This window comes from Mesorhizobium sp. WSM4817 (assembly GCF_055811135.1).
Map to the genome: position 1 here is coordinate 1 of NZ_JBVVQQ010000135.1, position 476 is coordinate 476.

Annotated in this window: 1 protein-coding gene; it reads left to right on the forward strand. The window is 59.0% G+C overall.

Annotated features, from left to right (window positions below):
* Positions 1–476 (forward strand): AMP-binding protein (locus tag AC0L2K_RS35065; protein WP_473533671.1); only part of this gene is annotated, 476 nt, incomplete at both ends.

Here is a 476-nt window from a genome sequence, read left to right on the forward strand (position 1 = left end):
GGGCTGTTTGGCGTTGGTTCAAACAGTCGAGTGGTGCAGTTCGCCTCCTTCGGCTTTGATGCAAGTGCTTGGGAGCTTGTCATGGCGTTTGGCTCAGGCGCCGCATTGCACTTGCCTGCGGACGAGCTCCGCCAGGCGAGTAACAAGCTATCGGATTACCTGCGAAGCGAAGCCATAACCCATGCGACATTGCCTCCAGCCTTGCTTCAGGCAAGCAGGGATCCGGGATGTTTGGCATCGCAAGTTCTCGTTCTTGCAGGCGAACTGCCGAAGGCTGAACTCGTCCGAAGTCTGGCATCGGCATCTATCGTCAACGCCTATGGCCCGACCGAAGCAACAGTCTGCGCGACGCTTTGGAGTTGTCCCGATGACTTTGATGGGTCAGTTGTCCCGATCGGCCGTCCGATTGCGAACACGCGGGTGTATCTTCTGGACGCTCATGGTCAGCCGGTGCCGTTCGGGGCGGTGGGCGAGCT